This is a genomic window from Actinopolyspora alba (assembly GCF_900112765.1).
In the GTDB taxonomy this organism is placed as follows: domain Bacteria; phylum Actinomycetota; class Actinomycetes; order Mycobacteriales; family Pseudonocardiaceae; genus Actinopolyspora; species Actinopolyspora alba.
The window spans coordinates 1-1,222 of record NZ_FOMZ01000038.1 but is presented as its reverse complement, the minus strand read 5'-3'; the positions used below and the strand labels follow the sequence as shown (position 1 = coordinate 1,222).

Annotated in this window: 2 pseudogenes; both read left to right on the top strand. The window is 66.4% G+C overall.

Annotated features, from left to right (window positions below):
* Nucleotides 1-265 (top strand): annotated as a pseudogene (locus BM150_RS23545) (recombinase family protein); the annotation flags it as partial.
* Nucleotides 265-1,047 (top strand): annotated as a pseudogene (locus BM150_RS24825) (IS110 family transposase); the annotation flags it as partial. The pseudogenes BM150_RS23545 and BM150_RS24825, both read left to right, overlap by 1 nt.
* Between the last annotated feature and the right edge of the window lie 175 nt (nt 1,048-1,222).

The window sequence follows — 1,222 nt, the reverse complement described above, 5'->3', positions numbered from 1 at the left end:
CCCGGCCCGGCCCGGCCCGGCCCGGCCCGGCCCGGCCCGGTCGGTGCCGGATGCTCGCGCTATCGACGATGACCTCGCCGAGCGTGGCATCGCGTTGTCGTTCGGCGGCAGGTCTACAACCCTGCCGACCTCATGGGCAAAATGTCTTCAATATCCTGGCCACCTTGCCGATTTCGAAGTCGAGCTGCTGCGGATGCGCACTTGCGAGGACATGGCCGTGGCCCGCGCCAAAGACAAGCTGCGCGGCAAACAGCCCGACACGAGCAACGGCTAGCTGTGCGGATCCCGGGGCGCACGGTGCATTCTGCCTCAGATGCCTAATGCGGCGCGGGCAAGACCGATGCCAAGGATGCCTTTCTTATCACCGAGCAGGCCCGGATGCGTCGCGACCTGTGTCCGTTGCAGCCCGGCGACGAGATTGCGGTGGATTTGGGCATCCCCACCGTCCGCCGCTACGACTTGGCCGCGTACCGAACCCGGGCGATCAACTGGCTCCGTGCCCAGATTCTGGAGTACTTCCCGGCCCTGGAACGAGCCTTCGACTACAGTCAGTCCCAGGCCGTCCTGGTGTTGCTGACTGGCTACCAAACCCCGGCCGCGCTGCGCCTGGCACTGAGCGCCTGACGAGCTGGCTGCGCAATCGCAACTTCCGCGGCGCCGATGATTTGGCGGCCCGGGCCTTGGCTGCCGCCCAGGCTCAGCACACCGCTCTGCCGGGTGAGACGCCGGCGGCTGCCACGGTGGCCCGACTCGCCACCGAAATTCGTGATCTCGACACCGAGATGGTCGAGACCGATACGCTGATCCAGGACCGGTTTCGCCAGCACCAGCACTGCTGAGCATGCCCGGCATCGGCCTCTTGCTCGGCGTTGAGTTCCTCGCGCTCACCGGCGGTGACATGACCGCCTTCGGCCCCATCGTCTTCTCGGCGTCGCCAGGTTGGAACTCGTACCCAGGGACTCCGGCCGGATCAGCGGTAACCTGCGCCGGCCCTACCGTTACAAGCGTCGGCTCCTGGGCGTGTGCTACCGGAAGGACCTGGTGGCCCGCGCGGCGCAGTGGGTCGATGTGCTGACGTGGTGTCCGTACTGGTCAGTGGCTGCGTTCGGCCTCAGAGCGTGACTGGTCGTTAGTGAGTTTTTCGATGTGGGTGTTGTTGGCGGTGAGGGTGGTGCCGTCCGGGCGTTGTAGGTGCAGTGTCGGTACCGGTGTGCCGGTGTCG